Source organism: Bacteroides faecis MAJ27 (genome assembly GCF_900106755.1).
GTDB classification, from domain to species: Bacteria; Bacteroidota; Bacteroidia; order Bacteroidales; family Bacteroidaceae; genus Bacteroides; species Bacteroides faecis.
In genome coordinates this window covers 23,463-46,369 of record NZ_FNNN01000011.1, presented here as the reverse complement: position 1 = coordinate 46,369, position 22,907 = coordinate 23,463, and the positions used below count along the sequence as shown (strand labels likewise).

The following is a 22,907-nucleotide window of genomic DNA, read 5'->3' as shown; positions in this document are numbered from 1 at the left end:
CTTGTTCTGATTTAGATTATACAATTCTGTGCATCTGGTGCCCGGTCACATAAATGGCGCTGAAAGGCCGGGACGGACAAAGATTCTCACAAGCTCCGCAACCGATACACCGTTCGACGTTTACTACCGGAATTTTCAATGAATCCTCATTATCAGGATCGGAAGCTACCATTTGGATAGCACCAACCGGACAATGACGGGCACAGTTGCCGCACTCCATTCCGTCTGTCAGCGGTATACAGTTTTCTTTAATCCATACTGCATGTCCGATCTGAATAGCGGATTTTTCAGCGAGGCTGGTCAGATGGATAGCATCCGTAGGACATACTTCCGCACATTTTGCACATTCCGGACGGCAATAACCACGTTCGTAGGACATTTCCGGCTGCATTAAAGTAACCAGATTACCGGAGGGCCGCAATACCTGATTGGGGCAGACGGAAACACATAACTGACATGCAGTACAATGCTGGGTAAAATTACGTGCATTCAATGAACCTGGAGGATAAATCGGATTTTCCCGATTGGGAATCTTCTTGTCTTCGATGGCTGCCAGACCTCCGTCTACTTTCTTTTCCTGTGCTTTCAGTACGGCAGTAGTCGCAACGACAGCAGATGCGGAAAGGAAACTACGGCGGGCATTGTTCACTTGTTCTGCGGTGACTGATTTAACCTGAACTGTTTCTGTTGTAGCCGATTCTTTTTTCGGAATTCGTCTTGTGTATCTGATAGCCCCTTGTTTGCATTTCCCTAAACAATCCATGCAAGCTACACAACGGCTATAATCAATTTCGTGAGCTTTTGTATTGATGCAGGATGCTTTACAATTACGTGCACACAGCCCGCAACCGTTACATTTAGACGTATCAATTACGGGTTTGAAGATTGAATATCGTGAGATAAATCCCAATATTGTGCCGACAGGACAAATCGTATTACAATAAGTACGTCCGTTCCGCCATGCCAGGATAAAAAGAACGACGAGAGTAATGATGGCAATGATCAGTGTTGAAAGACTTTTCATCCACATATCCACTTCGTAGAAAGCATAACTTTCTGCCCGTTCGGCAAAATATGCCATAAGATTATTACCCCATTGCCAGAATGGTGCCAACAGGCTGGAAGCCATACGCCCATAAGCACTATAAGGAGCCAATAGGATTACAAAAGTGTTCCATCCGGCAACTAAGGCAATGACAAACACGGTCAGCACTCCATATCGAAGCCATCTTAAAGCCGGAGAATAACGAAAACGATTCTTTTTCCGTTTGCCGGAAATCCACGAAACCGCATCTTGAAATACTCCTAACGGGCAAATGACCGAGCAGTAAATACGCCCGAACAATAACGTAAGTACAATAAGGAGTAGTACAACACCTATATTCAAGGCTAATACTGCCGGCAGAAACTGAATTTTCGCCAGCCATCCGAACCATGTGTGAAGCGTTCCCGTAAAATCAAGGAACAGTAAGGTAATAAGTGCAAAACACACGATTGCGGCTGTAAGTCTGATAGTACGCAGCATAAATTTATTAAATTATCAATTTATAGTAGTTATATCCCAATATTATTTTCAATATCCGAATCGAATTTTAGTCTTTTTATCGATGCAAATTTAAGCAGAGTGATTTGTTATCACACTATATAAATTACAGAAAGTTATACCAATATTACAGATTATGAAATTTTCAGAATCAGATAATTGCAGTTCTGACTGATATTTCTATTCTAATTTGACAATTTCTCCTATTTCCGGAATCAGTACATTCAGTGAATCATGGTTTCGCATATTCTCTGCGTTTTGCAAAGATTCATCCCAAGGATGTCTGGCTAATGCGTATTTTGAATGATGTACCGTAAGGATCTTCTTCGCATTTAGGTCTTTAGCTGCTTGTGACATTTGTTCCGGCATCATATGGATTAATTTCCATTCTTCATTATATTGGCCGTTTTCAAGAATTGCAAGATCGATGTTGGGGAAGCGTTCACCTATTTCCGCATAATGAGTATCATATCCTCCATCTCCACCGATATAAATATTCTGTGAAGGAGCTTGCAGTAAAAAAGAAGCCCATAACGACTGATTGGAAGAAAGACCGCGCCCGGAAAAGTGACGGGCGGGCAAACAGTAGACCTTGAAACCAGCTTCGAGACTTGAATCTTCGTCCCAATCAAGTTCCACAATCTGTTTTTTGTCGAATCCCCAATATTCAAAATGTTCGCCTACACCTAAAGGGCAAATGACAGTTCCGATTCTGTCTCTCAGTTTTTTTACAGTGTTATAATCCAGATGATCCCAATGGTCATGGCTAATGATCAGATAATCAATGTCCGGCATGCCTTCCGGTTTGTAAATGTCGGTGCCTTTAAAAGGTTTGTTGACGAAAGAAACAGGGGAAGCCATGCAAAATACCGGATCTACTAGTATTCGTTTTCCTCCTGTCTGAATCAGGTAAGATGAATGCCCGAACCATACCAGCATTTCTTTGTCCCGTCCGACTTGTCGGAGGTCTGTTTTTATTGCATTTACAGGTTGGTCGGGGCGCAGACCTTCTATCTTTCGGAAAAGAAATTCTAAAATACCTGCAAACCGCCCTCTGTCCGAGGTCATTAAAGTTGTTTCATGAAGGTTCTGGAACTCCCCGTTTCTATAGTTGGGAGATTGTTTTATTCTTTCCAGACGTTCGCCGCGGGGAGTTCTGCCAAAACTGGGCTGGTTGATAAAGACAAAGATTGTCACCACCAGCAATAGTGCTATACCTAATATACTTCCTATGATCATACGGATTCTAAATTTCTTGATGATACGCATATAATGAATGACTAATTTTATTTACGTAGCAAATATACAGGTATTTAGACAAGATGATGGTATATTACAGATTGTTATACCACAATTACCGAAAAAGGTTGAAGGCTTATCCTTCATGAGAGTCATCTCATGAAGGATAAGCCTTCAACTGAATCCAGAGATAAGATATCCTATTGCCTAGAAATAAATCTTATAGCTTATATTAGGTATCATGCCGAGTCCGTCCTTCTTTTCTATTTCATTGGTTTTCTCATTATATTGGTAGAAGTGCATTCCGGTACGCATACCTACATTTAAGACTTTTACAGAGAATTCATGGGATACTACCTTTTTATTTATTCTGAAACTAAAGGAAACATCTCCATTAATAGACGGACTGAATCTTTCGCTGTATGCTTGAGTTTCATCAAAAACAATGTCGTGTTCGGCCTGACTTCTTTCTTTATTTACAGGCGTATATCGTCCTCCGCCTTGAAAATATAATCGTCCGTTAAGGCTTAATACATTTTGTTTAAGTTTGCCGACCATCCATTCTTTACCGGCAAGTAAATTCAGCAAATAACCTTTATCCAGCCTTGTATTTCGCCAAACGTTATCTCCTCCCCTATATTTCGATTTAAATAAAGAACCTGTAATCATATAGTAGAATCCATTCTTCATATACTGTTCCAGTGTTATGTCTATTCCGTAATTTCTGCCTTTCCCGGTGTTTACCAATATCCTGTCTAAGTAAAATTCCTCATAGTTAATGACTGAGAAAGAGGATTTTTCCTCTACCGGCACGTGAAATAGATACTGGAAATAAGGTTCTACCTTCAAATGCAGGTTTTGATTTATGTTCCAGTCATAAGTAAGTCCGAAATGATGTGCTCTGGAGAGATCCATATATCGGTTTGACAGCTTCTTACCATTGACAACCTTTTCCACGTAATAATAATCCAGCTTTTCCCTACGGCTATGCAGACCATAAGCTAATGCTAAAGATTGTTTCGGATTTATTTTCCACTTCAAAGCCACCCGTGGTTCTATTGAAAAGTTATTGTTTAAAGTAAAATACTGAGCTGTAACTCCTAAGCTGGTTGTCAGATTATTATTCAAGTTGATAACCGAACTGCTATATGCCGAGATGGCGGTACTTTTTCCATTACCTTTTGAAATTTGTTCCATAGGTCTGTTCAAACCAAAATAACGACTGACCTGATAATCGAGATCATAGTTAAGCTGCGTGATGGTAACTCCTGTTCTATTGATATGCCTCGGACTGAATTTCATATTCAGATATGAATTAAAAATAAGATCCCACCTGCTGTTTCGGATATCTGCCACCGGAACTTGCTTGTCATCCGTTTGTTGATCGACCACTGTGTGATCTCTGGAATAGGTGGCAGATAAAGAAGAACGAATATACGTGTCTTCATTAACAGAATATTTGTGTACCAGTCCCCCCGACATTTTTTCAAGTTCATCTTTTCCCGACTGTCGGTCTGCCATCGTTTCCCATTCCGAGCGATCTTGTGGCTTCTCTTTATTTCTATCAATCAAGCCTAATCCCCAGATAGAAAAGGTACCGGCCCGGGAAGTAGGAAAATTCAGTTTAAAGGCTAAATCCTGATATTTGAGATTCAAGTCATCGGCGGAAGCCAGCGATGTAGTCGAGAACCGGTAATTGACAAGGTAAGAACTACCTCTCTTTTTATTGATAGGCCCCTCTGAGGCTAAATCAATTCCCATCAGCCCGACTTGAAAAGCGTGTTCATACTTCTGATTATTTCCATTGCGCAGGTGCATATCGAAAACGCCGGATAGCGCATTGTTGTACTCGGCAGGGAAAGCTCCGTTGTAAAAGTCGGAGTTTCCAATCATTTGTGTGCTCAAAGCTGATAAGAACCCTCCTCCCAAACCTGCTAAATCGGCAAAATGTGTAGGATTAGGAATCTCAATGCCCTCCAGCCTCCATTGTGTGAATTGCGGGGAGTTTCCTCTGATGGCAATTGCATTGGTACCGATGTCTCCTGCTACTCCTGCAAAAGCTGCACTGAGTCGTGCCGGATCGTCAAATCCATTAGCAAATCGTCCCGCCTCTTCCATACTGATCATGCGTCCGCCTGTGATAGCTATCGGATTGATCGTCCGGTCTTTCTTTATTTCCGGTTTTACGAGGACTTCTGCCAGATATTGAATATTCTCGTCAATGGGAATTTCTACATACACTTCTTTGGACGAGCTCACCGATACCTCGCTGATAATACGGGTATTGTAGCCAGTAAAAGATGCCAGTATATTATAACGTCCTACCGGAACATCACGAATTCGGAAGTATCCCAGACTATCGGTAGAACTACCGTAGGAAGGATCTTCCTCTATGCAGACAGAAGCGTATTCTATTGGAGTGTTGGTTTTGGAATCCACAACGATTCCTCTTATGGTTTGCGTTAGTTTTTGTGTCTTTTCATTGGTCATTTTAGGTTTCTTTTCCGATAAGGAGATAATGATATGATATCCTTTGATCTTATATGTATATCCGGTCCCTTTCAATACTTGCTCCATTGCTTTATCAATGCTTGCGGATTTTAACGACAGAGATTGTTTCTTGCTCAGGTCCAGATCGGATTGTTCATAAGCAATGCTGTATCCGGTCTGTAATTCTATTTGTTCGAAAGCTTCCTTTAGGGATATGTTTTTATTTTGGATTGTGATTTTCTTTTCTGCATTTTGCGGAATAGCCGTTAACGACAGAAAAGAAAAAAACAAAAGAATGATCATCTTATCTAGCTTTTTATTAGCATTTATTCGATCCATTATTATATATTTGTATGTTGATACTTCATTTTACTTCGCTGTTTAATGAGGATAGACATTTCAGAACTGGGTAGAGGGTCTCAAGCTGCTTCCCAGTTCTTTTTCTTCATAGGCTGTTTTTTTATTGTTGGGTTAATACTATTTTATTTCCATTCTGCTGATAAGTAAATCCAATGATGTCTGCTAATAGATTCAGCATTTCATCCTTACTTTCACCTTTCAGAAATTTGACGGTATATCGTTTGGATGCGGGAATATGCATCGAATGGCTCTCAATTGCAATATCATAGCGTCTTTCCAAGGTGCTGAATATTTCTTGGGCTGTAGCATTGATAAATATGAGTTTTCCTGTCATCCAGCTGTTTGTTTCACTCGTGTTTACTTCTGTAATCCGGATGTCTGAAGTCTCTTTATCGTATGTCAGTTGTTCATTCGGCTGAAGTATATGCGGATGCCGGGATGGAGCATTGACTTCTACCTTGCCGCTTGTCAGGGTGGTCGTGACTTTTGCCTCATTGGAGTAGGCTTTTACATTGAATTTTGTACCGAGAACTTTAACTGAAAGCTGCGAAGTTTCTACTACGAAAGGCTTGGTAGTATCTTTCTTTACTGTAAAGTAGGCTTCACCGTCGAGAGTTACAAGTCGTTTGTCGTTTGCAAAAACTTCCGGAAAAGTAACTGTACTTCCTGCGTTGAGCCATATTTCGGAACTGTCCGGCAGAACCACCCGCTTTTGTTCTCCATATGCGGTGGATATCTCCATCATTTCATTCTTAAAAGGCATGTAATAGAGTATCCCCCCCGCAAGCATCAGAGCGGGAATGATAAGCGCGGCAATACGGGTGAATTTTTGATATGAAACAATGTTCTCAAGATGTTCCTTATTATATCCGGTTCTTAGATTTACCCGTTCCAATGCGGAATAGGTGCCCGGATCGGATTTTACATCCAGTTCATTCCAATACTCCAGTGAGGCTTTTTCTTTTGCCTCTATGTCTTTATCTTCAATAATCCACTTCTGTACTTTTTCCTCTGTCTCGGGAGAAAAACGGGCGGAAAGAAACTTTCTGATAATTCTGTTGATATTACTTTTTTCCATTTAGCTGTACTTTACTATATATACAGCCTGACAGTAAAAAGCTCAATAAGAAAATTGATATTTTTTCCGAAAAGTGATAATAATGTGGTCTCAGAATTATAACAAAGACATCAGGAAACATGAAATCACTTTCCGTATCTCCTTCAAAGCCAGACTTAGCTGGCTTTCAACATTTCTTTTGGTCGTATCCAGACGTTCTGCTATTTCAGCATTGCTCAATCCTTCGTTACGGCTCAATGTATAAATCATTCTCCGCTGTTCCGGCATCTTTTCAACTAGCTCATCTATCAGGAGGCCGAGTTCTTTTGCAATAAAGTCTTCTTCCGAAGTGGAACTATATTCTATTTCCTGATTATTATTCAGATAAGTATCATGTACGTATTTATGCTTCAAATAGTTTATCGCTGCATTTCTTGCAATGGTATGCAGATAAGCGTTAAAAGATCTGGAAGCATCGATAGAGCTATGGTTGATCCAAAGATTGACAAACAAGTCTTCCGTTAGTTCTTCTGCATCCGATTCTGATTTTATATATCCGTCGATGAAAGCTTTGGTATTGTTGTAATAGGCTATAAAAACGGTCTCGAAAGCCTTATGATTACCATTCTGAAAGGCTTCCAGTGTCTTTATGTCAATACTATTATTCATATTATCCAAGCTTTCGTATTTTGTGAGGACAAAAGAAGTAATTATTTATTTTGTAAAGATACTCTTTTTGAATTATTAAGATGTATCCAAACGAATTATTCTTTTTTCAACCTTTCTTTATGAACCTTTTTCTTCTGCCTCCAATCTTACGGTTGCCGAGCTTATGCCACGGGTAGCGATCAAGCTTAGAAATATGCTTGATCAGCTACCTCTGTTGAAAGACTGATGATCATTGACTCAGTTTGGAATGATCTTGCTTAGGATGGTAAATAATGCCAAAGCCATTCAGAAGATATCCGATTAAGCATATGACGGGTGCAACGCGTATACGCAGGTCGCTAAAGATATCAGGATTGTATGCGGCAAGGGTACTCCCTTTGCCGCTCATTAATATATATCCTATAATAACCAGTATCGAACCTATGGATAAAATAACATAGTTTCTTTTGCCAAATACTGTTTTCATTTCTTTTTGTCTCATTATTTTCGGTTCCATGTTTTTAATTTCTATTATTTATTATTTGAGTGAATAGTGCATACTTTTCTTCAAATCGCCGGTTGCTTGCTTCATAAGATTCTTTATCTATCTCTTTCATACGTTCGTTGTACGCATTCCATTGCCAGAATTTGTATAAACAGTCATTCTGCATCATTCCTGTTCGGCCATTTCCCAATGAAAATGCCCAGTTTATATAATCTTCCGATTCGGCTATCAGATGATTGAATAAGGTGACGGCTTTTGTCTTTTCTCCTAGTGCGGCATAAGCGGTTGCTATATCAAATGAACCGCTTTCGTATATCTCGGGGACATTATAAGCCGGAACAGCCTGCTCTGCATAAGTGAGAACCTTTCGGGCACGTACATGGTCACCCTGCTTTATCAGTTCTTTGGCTAGCTGGGCAAACAGACGGCGATGGTAATAGCAGGTACGCAAAGTTGTTTCATCCAGATAAAGCCCGGGAGTATCCAGTCCGCCATATTTATATCTATTCATGACATTGTCGTAGAGTTTCTCTATATCTACTGCATATCCGTTGTCTCCTTCCGCATCTCCCCATACACGATAATTGAAAGGAGTGAAACGAAATGCCAGTCCTTCCTGAACAAAGTAATCATTAAATTTCAATTTACTGACCTCGCCTACGGAAATGGCAATATACAGCGGACGCTCCCAATTACAGTTGGCAAGTATCTCCAGCAAGAGCAAATCCATTTTAGTCAGCACACGTATGTCTTTTAAGGAGATATAGATTTTATCCGGTATCGCGTTTCTTAACTCCTCTCCTTTCAGATGGCGGATAGACTTTGGAAGCATGACTCCCGAACGAAGCACTGCTTCTTTATCAATATCGATACTTATGGTATCGGTGGGAATCACGTGGAAATCTTGTTTTTCCGAGAGTGCCCAATGTTTCAAAATGTTTTTTGCTTCAAACGGATCGTTCCCAAAGCTATCCCGTGCTTCTTCCGGATGTTTCTGATACAATTCCTCTATTTGCTTTTTAAGTTCCGGGCGGACAGATACGTACTCGTTCTTACCTTCCTGATATTGATCCTTTTTCCAGCTTATCGGTAGTCCGGGAGCATCATAGAGAGGGCACTGCTGCTGATAGATATACCAGTCTGTTTGCGCATAACTCAAGTTGCAGATACGTGCATCTCTGCGTATTCCCTCCGTGTCTTGATTATACCATAAAGGGAAAGTATCGTTGTCACCGTTGCAGAATATAATCGGATGGCCTTTATCGGGAAGCGTCATCAGATAATTGGCTCCAAAGTCACGACAAGTATATCGGTTGCTTCGGTCATGGTCGTCCCAAGTCTGGCTAGCCATCTGCACAGGAATCAGCAGGCAAAGCAACATGGATACACTGATGGGAAGCACTGAATTTTTCTTTTTGCGAAGCGTATCACACAGTCCGGCAGCTCCCATCCCTATCCATATAGCAAAGGCATAAAACGAACCGGCATACGCATAATCCCGTTCACGTGGCTGACCGGGAGTCTGGTTCAGATAGAGCACAATGGCAAGTCCCGTCATAAAGAAGAGGAAAAACACGATGCTAAACTGCTGTTTGCCTCTCTTTCCGCGTACTAATTGCCAGTATATGCCGATTAAGCCCAGAATCAGTGGCAAACCATAAAATACATTATGACCTTTATTCTGGCGCAGAGATTCAGGGAGGAGTTTCTGATCGCCAAGTCTTACATTATCGAGCCAGGAGATTCCTGTGATCCAGTTTCCATATTCCGGTCCGCCATGTCCCTGCATATCATTTTGCCGTCCGACAAAGTTCCATAAGAAATAGCGCCAATACATATAGTTAAGCTGATAGGTAATGAAATAAGTCAGGTTCTCTTTCTGTGTCGGAACTTTATCGGTTCCTCCCGACCAGCTTTGGTAGGACGAAGCCAGCCGGTCATTCCACATTCTGGGGAACAGCATATTTTGCGTATAACATATATCTTCTTTATGCCGTATGATTTTATACTTCCCTTCTTCCTTATCCTGACGATACACAGCACCCCCTTTTTTCGTTTTTACTTTATAATAGTCACCCTCGGGCACATACTCCGGTTCGGAGGAGTATGTTCTCCCGTAAAGTAAAGGTGCGCTTTCATACTGCTCGCGGTTCAGATAACTCTTTAACGTGAAGATATTATCCGGAGCATTTTCATTCAGAGGAGTATTGGCACTGGCGCGGATCAATATTACTGCATATGTAGTGTAGCCCATTGTTAATGCAAGCATGCACCATAAAGTAGTATGTATTATACGTTTCCTGAAACGATAAATAGCTACAATCAGCAAGAAAACCACCAAAGCCAGAAAGATAATCAGCCCGGACTGGAAAGGAAAGCCCAGCACATTGACAAGAAGCAGTTCGAACCACCCTCCCATATCAGCCACACCGGGAATGTAGACGAATAGAATCAGTACAATAAGTAACCCGGACAAAGTAATTGCACCTATCACTCCTTTGAGTGATATCGTTTGATACTTCTGATAATAGAAGACCAGTACGATGGCCGGAATACAAAGCAAATTAAGCAAATGTACTCCGATAGACAATCCGATAATATAGGCTATCAGGATAATCCACCGGTCTCCACAGACAGAATCCGATTCGTCTTGCCATCGGAGAATCATCCAGAATACCAAAGCTGTGAGAAATGAAGAAAAGGCATATACCTCCCCTTCTACTGCACTGAACCAAAATGTGTCACTGAATGTATAGGCCAAAGCTCCGACAAGTCCTGACCCCAAAATGATAATAACATCTGTTATAGACAACTCACCTTTTTCTTCTTTTAAGAGGTATCTGACCAGACGGGTAATACTCCAGAAAAGAAAAAGGATGCAGCCTGCACTGAGCAATGCGTTCAGAAAGTTGACCATGCGTGATACCTGAGTAGCATCGGAAGCGAATTGAGTGAACAGATTTCCCACTAACATGTAAAAAGGTGCGCCGGGCGGATGTCCCACCTGTAACTTCTCTGCGCACGAAATAAACTCGGGACAATCCCAAAAACTGGCAGTCGGTTCGATGGTCATTCCGTAAACAAAAGCTGCTATCAGAAAAACCATCCAACCACTGAAATCATTCCATCTTTTAAATAATAAGTAATTCATTGTTCTGTAACTTTTTGTTTGCAAAGTTATAGAACAAGAGGTTTATTTTGGTGTTTTTAACCGGACGGATACGGACGATAGATATCTTTAATTATTTGATATACAGTAATGTTTTTAAGATATCTCCGGACAAATACGGACTACAATGATTTTACGAAATCTTCTAACGATTCTTTCGTGCTTACAAGCATTAGTTTCTCTGTTTTTATCCTCGATATTCTTCTAGTAAGAGTTTCCACCGTCAACTTCATGATATCTGCAAAGCAGGCAGGTTGAATGCCCTCACGCAGAAATGCACATACTCTCAAATCTTCTTCCGTCAGTCTGGGATTTATTTCCTTCAGTTTGGATACAAGTCCATATACTCCTTCTTGAAGCCGTAATAATTCACCCCATTCTTTTTCTGAGAATGAAAGGGCTTTAGAAGATAAAACGGACCGTTCTTTCAACTGCCGGACTTTTGATACAATAGGAGAACTTTCGTATATGTGTTGTTGGAGTGACTGATATTTTTCTTCCAGATAGTTACATTGCAGTGCTAACTTATCCGATTCCACATCTTTGCGCAGCATTTCATCTTTGAATGAATTTAATTGCGCGTAGACATTCTTGTTTTTTCTCCACAATAGTCCGAGCAACAAAGACATAACACCGAAGACTCCTAATGCAGACGAAAGGATGGTTCTTGAATTACCGCTGGTATCGTTGAGCATTAATTGACTGGCATAGGCTTTTCTTTCCATTTCCAGTGCTTCGTCGAAGTTGCCGTATTTCTGATAATACAGGCTGCAACGTCTGCATATCTTAGCCATATAATCATACTTCTCTGTGAGAGCAGCCAACTTGATCGCTTCCTTAAAATGAATTTCTGCTTCCTTTTTCCTTTCCAGGTCACTTTCTACACAAGCCAGATAATAGTATGCTTTTGATTGCTGATATTCATCTCCGTTCTGCACGAAATAAGAAACGGCCTGACGGATTTGCTCATCCGAAGAATGAGGAATATTCTTGTCTTCATTGAATTGGGTACATAACAGATTGTACTCTGCCAGTTGAGCCTCGTTCATTTGATTCGCCCGAATATTCTCGAGAATGAAGGAAGCGGTGTCCGGGTCTTGTTCTATCAGTTGGGCGGCTTTATCCAATCCTTGATTCACATTGGTTCCTTCTGGATGACATGCGGCCAAAGAGAGTGCAATTACATATAATAAAATTCGAAGATTATTCATAACTCTATTTTTATTTTTGCATACAAATGGTTGGAGTTGCAAATATAAAAAATAAATTGGTATTTGTACTTCCATAAGTCCAACAAAAATAGTGTCACCATCCCACTCTCATAGTGTCACTATCCTATGAGTATAGTGACACCATCACGACGGGATAGTGTCACCATCATATTTCATTAGTCCAATCAACCTGTTCTCATGCTTTTTTTGACAAAGATCAAGGAAGTGACCAGCTGTTTATTAAGAAGATAAGCTGTATCTTTGTAGCAAATTAAAATTGTATATCATGATTAAGAACATTGTATTTGATTTTGGTGGAGTAATTGTAGACATTGATCGCGATAAAGCAGTTCAGGCATTTATCAAGATAGGATTGGCGGATGCCGATACCCGTTTAGACAAATATCACCAGACTGGAATATTTCAGGAATTGGAAGAAGGAAAGTTGAGTGCCGATGAATTTCGTAGACAGCTTGGAGACCTATGCGGACGCGAACTGACTATGGAAGAAACCAAGCAGGCATGGCTAGGCTTCTTCAAGGAAGTGGATTTGCGTAAACTTGATTATATATTGGAACTTCGGAAGTCCTATCATGTATATCTTCTTAGTAATACGAATCCTTTCGTTATGTCATGGGCCTGTAGTCCTGAATTTTCGTCAAGGAGAAAACCTTTGAATGATTATTGCGACAAATTATATTTATCTTACCAATTAGGACACACTAAACCGGCACCGGAGATATTCGACTTAATGATTAAAGACTGTAATATTATTCCTTCCGAAACCATGTTTGTCGATGATGGAAGTTCAAATATCCATATAGGTAAAGAACTCGGATTTGAAACTTTTCAACCGGAGAATGGGGCTGACTGGCGGGAAGAGTTGACTACAATATTGAAGAAATAGATATTTATTTAAGACTATAACCACTTTATTCGAAAATCAGCTAACGATAAAGTGGTTATAGTTGTTTGATCTTATTGTACTTTGCTTATTATTAATGATGGATTGCTATGCAGAAAATAGTTCGTTCCACCTAGGTCTCCCTTTAGTTCTACCTAGGTGGAACGAATCGGATATCATAGTAAGATTATCTTTTATTTGAATCTTTTTAGCTCTTTCTTCTCAAAAGTCCATTCAGGTGTGTAAAGGTAACCGCTATCCGTTTCAGTCAATTCATACCATGGAGACAGGTTGTGGTTTGCCGGGTTAACCAAAATGTGAATCTGTTGGGCAGGCATATAACTTTGAGCCAATAAAAAAACTTTCTTTTTTGTTTTCGGATGAATTGCCACATCTACAACGATTACGGCATGTCCCGGTGAGCCTCCTTTAATAAATACATCTCCCGGTTGCAATGACATATATGGAATGGTCAGCAATTCCTTGGAAAGAGAAGCAGTACCGGCATACGTAAATACCATATTCAAGTAATTGCGGAAAGTCTTATAAGAATAATCTTTTCCCCCCGCTGTATACCACTGCACGTTATTTCCATTTACTTTAATCCGGTTTCCTTCTGCCCATTTCTTGTATTCTGCGGGAAAGCCGTTGGTAAAGTTAAACTTAATTTCTCCATATCTTTTTTGTGCCCACAAATATTCTGCTCGCAAGCGCATAATCGCATCTGCACATTGTTGCAGATCACGATTACCTATTTCCATATCTATTACGGCATATGCGGCAGCTTGATTTCTTTTTTCCTGTCCGTTGTAAAGTAGTACTTTGCTACCTTTGGGAAGTAAAGGCAGTTGGCGTAGATATGAGGTAAAAGAATGTTCGTCACATGTCTCACGAATGTAGTTTACAGGAGGAGCTATTCTGTTTTCTACTGTTTGTCCTAGCAATGTAGTTAATGAAACCAGGCATAAAACATTGATCATAAGTATCTTTCTCATATTTTTATTTTTTCCGAAGATAGAATATCTTTTTCAGAAAATCAAATTTTGTAAACTGATCCTTTCTAAGCATCTTTCTAGAATACGGATTTCTAAAAATCAAACTTTCAGATATTCTCTTTATCTTTGCAGCAAATAGAAAGGAATATGCAATCACAAATCATACTTATCACCGGAGCATCCTCCGGGTTCGGAAAGATTACCTCACAAATGTTGTCTGAACAAGGACATATCGTTTATGGAACGAGCCGTAAAACATCCGAAAACATGGGCAAAGTAAAAATGCTTGTGGTAGATGTAACCAATACTTCATCTATCCAACAAGCTATTGGACAGATTATTTCCGAGCAGGGGCGGATTGATGTGCTGATAAATAATGCAGGAATGGGTATTGGCGGAGCTTTGGAATTAGCTACCGAACGGGAAGTTGACATACAAATGAGCACTAACTTCTTTGGTGTGGTCAATATGTGTAAAGCAGTACTTCCTTATATGCGCAAGGCGCGTAAAGGTAAAATAATCAACATCAGTTCTATCGGTGGAGTAATGGGTATCCCCTATCAGGGATTTTATTCGGCATCTAAATTTGCAGTAGAAGGTTACAGCGAAGCATTGGCATTAGAAGTTCACCCTTTCAATGTCAAAGTTTGTCTGGTAGAACCGGGAGATTTCAATACCGGATTCACTGACAATCGTAATATCTCCGAATTGACCCGACAGGATTCGGATTATGGGGAGAGCTTTTTGAATTCATTAAAGATAATCGAGAAGGAAGAGCGCAATGGATGTCACCCTCGGAAACTAGGCTCCAGCATTTGTAAAATAGTGGCTCGCAAGAATCCTCCGTTCCGGACTAAAGTCGGCCCTGTAGTACAGGTTCTGTTCGCGATGAGTAAAAGCTGGTTACCGGACAGGGTGATGCAATATGCTTTACGATTATTCTATGCCATTAAATAGATCATTCAGAAATACATAAAAGGTCGATAGCAACTTCAGTTACTATCGACCTTTTATGTATTTATATATTTTTGTTCCGAATCAGTTTTTCGGTACCAGTTCCAGAAACATTGTGGTTGTCAGTAATACAGCCAGTCCGACACAAACCGTAATCAGAAGCCAGTTTATATATTTGGCTTTCGGTTTGGTGTCTGCATGAAGGTTGTTCAGAAAATACTCTCTGAAGAAAAGGTACAGACCCGGAATGGTGGCACTAGCCAAAAGAAAATCTTCGGGAATCTGGAAGAAATAAGTTTTGGACAACCCTATCAATGACCAGTGACAGAGGAAAAGTACCAGGAACATATTTACTTTGTAAGCAAAGAGCAATAATAAACCAATCGTAAATACAACTACGGAACAAGGCATCACCGGAGAAGTCATTTCCGGGAAAGAAAGTCCGCGTGCTAACGATACCATAGGATATATGAAAGGCATTGCCAACAAGACGTAGGACAATACGTCATATTTGTGCGTACGTTCGAAGGTGGTATATCCCGTAATGGCATCCCATACCCAAATGATGGCCATTACTCCCCAAAACATCGCCATTACTCCGTTATAGCTACGTTCTTCGCAATATATATAGTAATATACAATAGAAATCCATGAATAAAGTCCTATCATATAGAGCTTCATTCCCATCTTCACCCACGGACGTGGTTTCTTGATGAGTAATGCAGTCAGCACGATACCTATCAGAATGACAACTATTTGTAAAATCCAGGTAGCCGAATTATAATATGCTATTGTTCTCCAAAAAATCTCCATAAAAGTAGTTTATTAATGTCTTGTTAACGAAAAGGCTCTGCGTGGGAAAATAAACATTGGGAATGTTGCTCCTACTGCCAGCATAAAAATGACTGTACTTGCTACCAAAGAATTGGAGAAGAACATTTCCTGCATTTCTATATACTTGTCATGCATTTCCGGCTTATTCACTGTCTGCAGACACATGATAAGCGAGAAAACCATATTGTAGGCAAACTTTCCGGGAATCATCGGAAGCAATGCCGGAATATAAAGTACTGTCATCGGACAATAGACTTTCTTTCCCAGCCATAAGCTGCCGAAACCTATTACCAAACCACCAAATAAAGAAGCTGTAGCAATGTCTACGCCTAGGTAAGTCATCAGGCAGAAACGACACGCATGGCCTAATGCTGCCAATATCGCAATCATCTTGAAAGCACGCAAAGGAGGATCGGAGATTGCGCCGAATCCGATACCTGCTATTGCAGCAAAGAAACCGTCAGAAAGAATATCAAGTGCTACCATATTAAATTAAACTGTTTTTTACCATTAATAATGTAAAGGAAAGGCCGATAGCTATACTGACAATAAGCAAAGAAGCTTCTGTCAAACGGGCAAATCCTGTCAGAACATATCCCTCGACGACATCAATGACTCCATTGATCAAAGGAACACCGGGTACGAGATATAGTACACTGGTTGCCAGAGCTATTTCGGAAGTTGTATCAAAAATCAAAGCGGTAGAAGCACATAAGGATGCGACGAAAGCTGAGACAATGAATATAATATAATGATTCATTTTCTTCTTTTGCATCTGTTGTTTCAGGTATAATCCCGTAAGAGTGGCAGAAAAAACAATTCCCATTGAAATCAGGTCTCCTCCAAACAGTTTACAGAATGATGCATTGGCAAAACCGACCAATATCAGGACAAAAAGAGGATGCATCATCGGAGCGGAAATAATCTTTTTGTATTTCTCTTTCAGTTCTTCCAGCGACAAATGATGATCCACTGCTTCCCAGCTGAGGGCGCTTAATTCTGAATTATGTTCGAAACTGATAGGATGTGCAGGGATATCTATTACTTCATTGCAAGCTTCGTTCGTTTCCTTGTCGATGATTGTAAGAATAATATTCTTATGAAATACTCCCAGTTTAACATCTAAGCCAAAGGCTTCTCCCAGACGCTTGGAGTTGCGTACAACGCGTGATGTATGCACTCCCGCTCCCATTAGATGAGCTGAATATTCTGCTATGAATTTACCTATAGATAATAAAGATTCGCTTGTCTTCATGTATGTGAATTTTTTAAATCGGCTGCAAAAGTACAAAAAAGAGTAGTAGCAAGCACCTAAATCCTGCATATTTTCAGAAAGAAAATACTTAATCGCTGATTTTCTTCATCGGTAAAGAAGACAGAATACGAAATTTAAATACCTTTGCGAACATAAAAATAAGAAACTCATGAACAACCAATTTACATATCCGAAAGAGAAAATACGTTTTGCCATATTGACCTTTTTCTTTGCTCAGGGACTATGCATGGCAAGTTGGGCAAGCCGTATTCCTGACTTTAAGGATGTTTTTGCAGCCAATTACGCTTTTTATTGGGGACTGATTCTATTTATGATTCCTGTAGGGAAGTTCGTGGCCATTCCTTTGGCAGGATATCTCGTCTCCAGGCTAGGTAGCCGTACGATGGTACAAGTCAGCATTCTTGGTTATGCTATTTCTTTGCTTTGTGTGGGACTGGCTCATGAGGTTTATTTGCTGGGTTTCCTGCTATTTGGTTTCGGTGTCTTCTGGAATTTATGCGATATATCATTCAATACGCAAGGCATTGAAGTGGAACGTTTGTATGGCAAAACAATTATGGCTACTTTTCACGGAGGATGGAGCTTGGGAGCCTGTACCGGCGCATTGATCGGTTTTGTTATGATATGGTTGGGAGTTGCTCCCGTCTGGCATTATATGCTGATATCTGCTATCATTCTTCTTATTGTATTGGCGGGGCGAAAATATCTACAGGAAGCAACCTTGCGAGAGGATGAGGAGTCACTTCCAAACTCCGGAACAGCTTCTCAGGTCGAAGTGGAAACGCCCAATGTGTTCCGTCTGCTATTTCGGAAGCCGGAAATACTCCTTCTCCAACTAGGGCTGGTAGGATTATTCGCATTGATAGTAGAAAGCGCTATGTTCGACTGGAGTGCCGTATATTTTGAATCGGTAGTCAATGTCCCTAAATCATTGCAGATCGGCTTTCTGGTATTTATGGTAATGATGGCGGCAGGACGCTTCCTGACCAATTACGCATATCAGCTTTGGGGAAAGAAGAAGGTATTGCAATTGGCAGGCAGCCTTATTTGTATCGGCTTCTTTATTTCCGCTTTACTGGGCAATACTTTTGATTCAATGGTCATGAAAGTCATTATCAATTCATTAGGCTTTATGCTTGTCGGATTGGGAATTTCGTGTATCGTACCTACTTTATACAGCTTTGTGGGAGCTAAATCAAAAACGCCTGTTAGCATTGCACTTACTATTCTGTCGAGCATCAGTTTTATAGGCTCACTGATTGCACCGTTGCTTATCGGTGCAATAACACAAGCTTTTGATATTCGTATAGCCTATATGATAATTGGTGTATTGGGTGGTTGCATTGTGTTGATTGTGAGTTTTAGTAAGGGCTTCGATATTCGAAAAGAATACATATGATAAGATAAATATAAAAACGCAGTCTCTCACAATACTTGATCACTCAAGCCATTGTGAAAGACTGCGTCAATCCTTTTACTAACCTTAACTAACCTAACTTCTATCTAATCTAACTACAAAATGTTCGAAAAATCTTTTATACTACTAGCAATTCTATCCTTTAAATTCTGGTTATCGACCAGTGAAAAATCGCAGGCAACATCTGCCGGAGCCAGCAATACTGCTTTGGCTTCTTCTGCATCTGCTATTTGTTCCGGATGCTCCATGAAATAAGTTTCCCATTGGGAAACTGCTTCCGGTGTTACACCCAGCGCATAATTGATGAAATCATCATCCGTCAAAAAATCCTTTACCTTAGAGCACATATTGCATCCTTTTTAAGCGTTTACATAAATAGGACGCTGTTACCCTGTACATGTACTCAACTAATTATCCTTTTTACTAAAATTAACTTGCCAGACTACGCAGCTTTGTCAATCCGCGATACATCAGGTTGCGTACAGACTGATAATTCATATTCATAATCTCGCAAATATCTTCGTATTTCTTCTCTTCTATATAATATAACGTAAGTGCTTCACGCTGACGAGGAGAAAGTTGGTCTAGTAAACGCTTCACCAACGAAAACTCATTTTGGCGTTGTTCTTCTTCCATATAATCATCTTCTACATCTGTGGGTGCTATTGCATTCACTTCTTCTGCAGTTGTATCAGACATATACATACGTTTGCGAAGTTCATCGCATAACTTGTTTTTTAATGAAATAAATAAATAAGACTTCAAGTTATCAATAGTTCCTAATTCATCCTTTTTGGTGTAGAGCTTTACGAAAATATCGTGAATGCAATCTTTCAGCAACTCCTTATCAATGGTCAACTTCAATCCGTAATTAAAAAGAATGTTGATGTGCAAATCATATAGCTGCGAAAAAGCTGCCATATTTCCCGCTTGGAAAGAAGCGAGTAAAGTTTCGGTTGAATTATTAGTCTGTTCCATCATAGCATTAATTCGATTGATTTGATGTTGCAAAGCTAAGCAGTCTTGACCTCAACTACAGGTAAAATCTGGTTTGTAGGTTGAAAAAATAAGTATCATGTTTTATAACACTCTTTTGTTAGAAATTACCTATAAAATAGAAAAATCCCGTTGATCAGTCATCAACGGGATTTTTTGTTTTAAAGTTTATGGAACCAATAAATTCCTTCTTTCTTATCTGGTACTTTTAATGTGTATACATCGTTGATTTTAAGTAATTTATCAATCGTAGTTACCTTCCCGGAACTGGGGTGAATATACTTTAGACTATACTTTCCGGACGATAATTGAACAGGAATTTCTGTTCCGGACTTGGAATAAATGATACTTCCAATATCAGATTTTACTATTCTCTTATAATCATCAGTATTGGTTTCTTCCACTTCCATGATTGCTGCATCTTTCAGGAAAGCTTTATCTGTGCACGGAATTACAGGACATGAACCGCCGGCCATGAGTACAGCCCACCCCATCGCCGGATAATTCTGTGCATAAAAGGTAACAGCTTTCTCCGGAAATTTCTGACGATATTCATAGACAGCCTTGTAGGCTTCAGTGAAAGTGATTTTTCCGACTTTCATTTTACGCATATGTTGGCGGGGAGCCATATTCTTCCCTCCTTCCGGTGCAAAGATGCCATCCGTTTTATAATGCCAGTACCGGATATCAATAATATCTACTACAGCGGCACGCTTCGGATCGGCAAGAATAGCATCCTGTACATCTTTCGTTGTGCTCAATGCTACTTTGGCTTTCTTGCCGCTTTCAGCTTCCCATTCGGCAATCACATCCAACCAAAACTGTACAAAGTGCAGCGGACCTGTAAATTCGGCACTTGTCAACTGAATGACATTTGGATTATCCGCAAAATTATTCAGGCACTGACGGATATATTGTCTGTGTAACTCGCGGCGAACCGGATGAGTGATATCATAAAACATATCTGCAACAAAAATTCGTTTGTCTCCGGCAAACGGAGCGGGTTCCGGAAATCCGGTCTGATTAATATTGTTACTACTCCTCCACGGGCAATCTACCCAGTGTGCACCTGCTTCCAGAATATTGTGCTGGAAATAGTTTTCATAGAATAGCAGCAGTCCTTCTTTGTTTCCTTTTTCTGCAAACTCTTTCAGGCGTGACCAATACCATGCATTAGGACGATTCAGATCATATTTGCTCAATCCTTCCCAAGCTGTACCTTGACCACTACGTCCGAAAGGCTGTTCGTAGAAAGGTCCCCATACATCTCCGTCACGGCGGCGGACACGTTCGTGATCATCCCGGCGACGGTCATACCAAAGTCCATAGTTCTGATCAAATACCAATATATTCTTTTGCTTCATAAAGTCGATTACGGAATCAATGCGGTCTGTCAGTCCTAACCCTTCACGTCCCGGAACGAAGCGGGTGATGGCAGGACTTGCCTTTTTCAGAAAATTGGTTTTAAGTTTTCCATTCCACCAAGGGGTAGTGTGGCTACCTCCTACCAGCAAAGCACCGTCCATCTGGATACGTCCGTCTACAATAGTCACTCCGGACTGTACCGATGTCTTCTTATTCGAAATTATTTTCTTCTCTTTGATATCATCGATTGATTTCAGTCCGGTCGTAGCTGTCGAAGAAGCAAATGCTCCTTGTTCAATCCACTGCTCCAGTGTCAGACGGGGATTATAAGCCTCTTTAGCCAATTCCATAGCAACTTCAACAGTCGGGCTACTTGTTGCACTTGTATTTCGAGGCAGGAAACGGGCACGTTCTGCACATTTCTTTTGCAAACGCTCCTCTAACTGAGCATAGAAAATACTACGGGGCTGCACATGATTATTCGATTGAGCCCATTCACCGTCGCCGGAGAATTGTGCCCAGCAACCGTATGCACGGTTCATTGCATCTTTTGCCGGAGTGTAACACTCTATTTCAGCAGCAGTACATTGCCAGAACAGACTATTGGCCGTATTCCATCCAGCTCCGTTCTTATCCTGTCCCAGATTCTTGAAACTCAGATTATGGCCGTCTATATTGACCACATCAAACAACAAGCCACATGCCCATGCGTCAATTGAGCCACTGAAGTTTAATGATTCATACGAGTCACATTGCACAAAAGCATTAGGTCCGGCAGCACAATATCCGGCAGCGAAGTCATGAATACCATGTTCAGAATAGCAACGCTGAAAGAGCGTCTGCTGCCCCAAAGTATAGAAAGTGCAGCGGCGCATTCCTCCAATTTCAGAAACAGGTTCCCGTGAGATACAATCCTCAACCGTGATTTGGGAGCCGGTACGTTGAACGATGACGGCACTTCCTGCGAAATGCTTGAAATTTACTCTGCGTACCCAGCAGTCTTCTGCATCTTCAATTGAAATTCCTGTCCAGCAGTGATCCTCATCCTTTGGATAACGTTTATCGTAGTCGGAAATCAAGGTCATGTTCTCTACACCACAATTCCGGATACGTCCGTTCCATTGATAAACGGTGACAGTAGAAGTACCATATGTAGCATTTAACGCTACTGTTAGCGGAGCATCCAGTGTTATCTGATTACCGTTTACTTCTGTCACAGTTCTGTCCCAAGAGAGATCCATATCCCCTTCTTTCCATCCCAAAGCACCGATCCCTCCTCCGAAAATATCGCATCCTAATGAAGCAATCCAATCTTTTTCGGAGGGACGGTTCACCATTACCCGATCTCCCTTTCTCAAAGAAGTACCCGAAGCGACTTCCAATGTTCTTGCATTTACGGGAACATATTTCGAGAGAACCTGTAATGTATCCAGTGTATTCAGATCATCTGTCCCTTCCATATAGATTAGGACACCTCTGTCCACCCCCTTTTTAAGCAGTATCGTTTTCTCTTTATTCACTCCTCGCAATACGATGCCGGAGGCAGCTATACGAAGACTTTCGGATAATGAAAATTCTCCCTGATCCAATAAAACGGCTCCTCTGAAACCGGAAGCATCAGGAACCAATGAGGCGACATAGTCAATAGCACGTTGAATACGTGCTGTATTATCTCCCGCTGTCCAAGATACAAACACGGTATTGCGAACATCTGGAATATCCTGTTCGGAACTCTTGTAACCGCAGTATGAGAAATCAAGAATCCGGTTTCCCTGTTCATCATCCAGGTATGTGATCCGGTCATCCTTAACCTGCAAAGCAAAGGTTTGCGCATATCCCTGCACAAACCCTAGACTCAGTAATCCTAAAAGGATAGTTCTTAATTGCATATTCATTACAATAAACTTTGTTTTCTATTTATTCAATCCTGAAAGATCATTTACC

General features: G+C 40.6%; 18 protein-coding genes. 3 read left to right on the top strand and 15 right to left on the bottom strand.

Annotated features, from left to right (window positions below; all coding sequences use genetic code 11):
* Positions 1-16: 16 nt before the first annotated feature.
* The 8 genes from BLW31_RS11005 to BLW31_RS10970 form a co-directional block, all read right to left on the bottom strand.
* Positions 17-1,525 carry a 4Fe-4S binding protein gene (locus BLW31_RS11005; protein WP_010537967.1) on the bottom strand — a complete coding sequence of 503 codons (1,509 nt, stop codon included), beginning with the start codon at positions 1,523-1,525 and terminating at the stop codon, positions 17-19.
* Positions 1,526-1,723: 198 nt separating this feature from the next.
* Complete coding sequence (locus tag BLW31_RS11000; RefSeq protein WP_081477597.1) at positions 1,724-2,821, bottom strand: MBL fold metallo-hydrolase; 1,098 nt, start codon at positions 2,819-2,821, stop codon at positions 1,724-1,726.
* 168 nt (positions 2,822-2,989) lie between these two features.
* Complete coding sequence (locus BLW31_RS10995; protein WP_029425544.1) at positions 2,990-5,611, bottom strand: carboxypeptidase regulatory-like domain-containing protein; 2,622 nt, start codon at positions 5,609-5,611, stop codon at positions 2,990-2,992.
* A gap of 121 nt (positions 5,612-5,732) precedes the next feature.
* The gene (locus BLW31_RS10990; protein ID WP_010537964.1) at positions 5,733-6,710 is read right to left on the bottom strand and encodes a FecR family protein; all 978 of its coding nucleotides are present in this window, start codon (positions 6,708-6,710) and stop codon (positions 5,733-5,735) included.
* Positions 6,711-6,806: 96 nt separating this feature from the next.
* Positions 6,807-7,358, bottom strand: coding sequence for an RNA polymerase sigma-70 factor (locus BLW31_RS10985; protein ID WP_010537963.1), 552 nt, complete (start codon positions 7,356-7,358; stop codon positions 6,807-6,809).
* Between the two features lie 229 nt (positions 7,359-7,587).
* Entirely contained in the window at positions 7,588-7,854 is a 267-nt protein-coding gene (locus BLW31_RS10980) for a DUF3098 domain-containing protein (RefSeq protein ID WP_010537962.1), read from the bottom strand.
* Positions 7,855-7,858: 4 nt separating this feature from the next.
* Positions 7,859-10,993, bottom strand: coding sequence for a glycosyltransferase family 117 protein (locus tag BLW31_RS10975; protein ID WP_010537961.1), 3,135 nt, complete (start codon positions 10,991-10,993; stop codon positions 7,859-7,861).
* Between the two features lie 140 nt (positions 10,994-11,133).
* Positions 11,134-12,222, bottom strand: coding sequence for a hypothetical protein (locus tag BLW31_RS10970; RefSeq protein ID WP_010537960.1), 1,089 nt, complete (start codon positions 12,220-12,222; stop codon positions 11,134-11,136).
* 286 nt (positions 12,223-12,508) lie between these two features.
* Here BLW31_RS10970 and BLW31_RS10965 point away from each other — a divergent pair, with 286 nt between their 5' ends.
* Entirely contained in the window at positions 12,509-13,129 is a 621-nt protein-coding gene (locus tag BLW31_RS10965; protein ID WP_010537959.1) for an HAD family hydrolase, read from the top strand.
* Between the two features lie 191 nt (positions 13,130-13,320).
* Here the strand turns inward: BLW31_RS10965 and BLW31_RS10960 are convergent, their stop codons facing one another.
* Positions 13,321-14,106: a DUF4846 domain-containing protein gene (locus tag BLW31_RS10960; protein WP_372450255.1), complete on the bottom strand. Its 786-nt coding sequence runs from the start codon at positions 14,104-14,106 to the stop codon at positions 13,321-13,323.
* 162 nt (positions 14,107-14,268) lie between these two features.
* Here BLW31_RS10960 and kdsR point away from each other — a divergent pair, with 162 nt between their 5' ends.
* A complete protein-coding gene (gene kdsR, locus BLW31_RS10955) occupies positions 14,269-15,078 on the top strand; it encodes a 3-ketodihydrosphingosine reductase (protein WP_010537957.1) in 810 nt (269 codons plus the stop codon).
* An 81-nt stretch (positions 15,079-15,159) separates the two neighbouring features.
* Here the strand turns inward: kdsR and BLW31_RS10950 are convergent, their stop codons facing one another.
* Genes BLW31_RS10950 through BLW31_RS10940 form a run of 3 tightly spaced genes read right to left on the bottom strand, consistent with a single transcriptional unit; the run spans position 15,160 to position 17,164 of the window.
* Positions 15,160-15,888 (bottom strand): DUF6064 family protein, encoded by a 729-nt coding sequence (locus BLW31_RS10950; RefSeq protein ID WP_010537956.1) that lies wholly within the window; start codon positions 15,886-15,888, stop codon positions 15,160-15,162.
* Positions 15,889-15,900: 12 nt separating this feature from the next.
* Positions 15,901-16,395, bottom strand: a complete 495-nt coding sequence (locus BLW31_RS10945) for a threonine/serine exporter family protein (protein ID WP_010537955.1) — start codon at positions 16,393-16,395, stop codon at positions 15,901-15,903.
* Position 16,396: 1 nt separating this feature from the next.
* A complete protein-coding gene (locus BLW31_RS10940; protein WP_010537954.1) occupies positions 16,397-17,164 on the bottom strand; it encodes a threonine/serine exporter family protein in 768 nt (255 codons plus the stop codon).
* Positions 17,165-17,333: 169 nt separating this feature from the next.
* Here BLW31_RS10940 and BLW31_RS10935 point away from each other — a divergent pair, with 169 nt between their 5' ends.
* Positions 17,334-18,584 carry an MFS transporter gene (locus BLW31_RS10935; protein WP_010537953.1) on the top strand — a complete coding sequence of 417 codons (1,251 nt, stop codon included), beginning with the start codon at positions 17,334-17,336 and terminating at the stop codon, positions 18,582-18,584.
* 113 nt (positions 18,585-18,697) lie between these two features.
* Here the strand turns inward: BLW31_RS10935 and BLW31_RS10930 are convergent, their stop codons facing one another.
* From BLW31_RS10930 to BLW31_RS10920, 3 genes are all read right to left on the bottom strand, one after another.
* Entirely contained in the window at positions 18,698-18,949 is a 252-nt protein-coding gene (locus BLW31_RS10930) for a hypothetical protein (RefSeq protein ID WP_010537952.1), read from the bottom strand.
* Positions 18,950-19,031: 82 nt separating this feature from the next.
* On the bottom strand, positions 19,032-19,583 hold the full coding sequence (locus BLW31_RS10925; RefSeq protein WP_010537951.1) for an RNA polymerase sigma factor: 552 nt from the start codon (positions 19,581-19,583) through the stop codon (positions 19,032-19,034).
* Between the two features lie 176 nt (positions 19,584-19,759).
* Positions 19,760-22,858, bottom strand: a complete 3,099-nt coding sequence (locus BLW31_RS10920; protein WP_010537950.1) for a DUF6298 domain-containing protein — start codon at positions 22,856-22,858, stop codon at positions 19,760-19,762.
* Positions 22,859-22,907 lie beyond the last annotated feature (49 nt).

What these genes read in the sequence shown, in the direction of transcription:
- BLW31_RS11005 (WP_010537967.1), bottom strand. Translation starts at nt 1,525, where the DNA reads ATGCTGCGTACTATCAGACTTACAGCCGCAATCGTGTGTTTTGCACTT.
- BLW31_RS10995 (WP_029425544.1), bottom strand. Translation starts at nt 5,611, where the DNA reads ATGGATCGAATAAATGCTAATAAAAAGCTAGATAAGATGATCATTCTT.
- BLW31_RS10990 (WP_010537964.1), bottom strand. Translation starts at nt 6,710, where the DNA reads ATGGAAAAAAGTAATATCAACAGAATTATCAGAAAGTTTCTTTCCGCC.
- BLW31_RS10985 (WP_010537963.1), bottom strand. Translation starts at nt 7,358, where the DNA reads ATGAATAATAGTATTGACATAAAGACACTGGAAGCCTTTCAGAATGGT.
- BLW31_RS10980 (WP_010537962.1), bottom strand. Translation starts at nt 7,854, where the DNA reads ATGGAACCGAAAATAATGAGACAAAAAGAAATGAAAACAGTATTTGGC.
- BLW31_RS10975 (WP_010537961.1), bottom strand. Translation starts at nt 10,993, where the DNA reads ATGAATTACTTATTATTTAAAAGATGGAATGATTTCAGTGGTTGGATG.
- BLW31_RS10970 (WP_010537960.1), bottom strand. Translation starts at nt 12,222, where the DNA reads ATGAATAATCTTCGAATTTTATTATATGTAATTGCACTCTCTTTGGCC.
- BLW31_RS10965 (WP_010537959.1), top strand. Translation starts at nt 12,509, where the DNA reads ATGATTAAGAACATTGTATTTGATTTTGGTGGAGTAATTGTAGACATT.
- BLW31_RS10960 (WP_372450255.1), bottom strand. Translation starts at nt 14,106, where the DNA reads ATGATCAATGTTTTATGCCTGGTTTCATTAACTACATTGCTAGGACAA.
- kdsR (WP_010537957.1), top strand. Translation starts at nt 14,269, where the DNA reads ATGCAATCACAAATCATACTTATCACCGGAGCATCCTCCGGGTTCGGA.
- BLW31_RS10950 (WP_010537956.1), bottom strand. Translation starts at nt 15,888, where the DNA reads ATGGAGATTTTTTGGAGAACAATAGCATATTATAATTCGGCTACCTGG.
- BLW31_RS10945 (WP_010537955.1), bottom strand. Translation starts at nt 16,395, where the DNA reads ATGGTAGCACTTGATATTCTTTCTGACGGTTTCTTTGCTGCAATAGCA.
- BLW31_RS10940 (WP_010537954.1), bottom strand. Translation starts at nt 17,164, where the DNA reads ATGAAGACAAGCGAATCTTTATTATCTATAGGTAAATTCATAGCAGAA.
- BLW31_RS10935 (WP_010537953.1), top strand. Translation starts at nt 17,334, where the DNA reads ATGAACAACCAATTTACATATCCGAAAGAGAAAATACGTTTTGCCATA.
- BLW31_RS10930 (WP_010537952.1), bottom strand. Translation starts at nt 18,949, where the DNA reads ATGTGCTCTAAGGTAAAGGATTTTTTGACGGATGATGATTTCATCAAT.
- BLW31_RS10925 (WP_010537951.1), bottom strand. Translation starts at nt 19,583, where the DNA reads ATGATGGAACAGACTAATAATTCAACCGAAACTTTACTCGCTTCTTTC.
- BLW31_RS10920 (WP_010537950.1), bottom strand. Translation starts at nt 22,858, where the DNA reads ATGAATATGCAATTAAGAACTATCCTTTTAGGATTACTGAGTCTAGGG.